1 protein-coding gene is annotated in these 236 nt (G+C 60.6%); it reads right to left on the bottom strand.

Translation table 11 applies throughout. The features are described from left to right. Positions 1–236 (bottom strand): aminotransferase class III-fold pyridoxal phosphate-dependent enzyme (locus SB725_RS33895; protein ID WP_410923784.1); only part of this gene is annotated, 236 nt, incomplete at both ends.

Here is a 236-nt window from a genome sequence, read left to right as displayed (position 1 = left end):
ATCGCTACCGAACCACTCACCGGTGCGCCCGAAGCCACAGATCACTTCATCGGCGACGAACAGGATGTCGTACTTGGCAAGGATTTCCTTGATCCGCGGCCAGTAGCTGTCCGGCGGCACGATCACACCACCGGCGCCCTGGATCGGTTCGGCGATAAAGGCCCCGACATTGTCCACGCCCAGTTCGAGGATCTTCTCTTCGAGCTGGTTGGCGGCCCAGATACCGAACTCTTCGG

This window comes from Pseudomonas sp. SIMBA_041, from assembly GCF_046535095.1.
GTDB lineage: Bacteria > Pseudomonadota > Gammaproteobacteria > Pseudomonadales > Pseudomonadaceae > Aquipseudomonas > Aquipseudomonas mucoides.
Note: the sequence above shows the minus strand (reverse complement) of the source record. Positions and strands in the feature narration are given on the sequence as shown.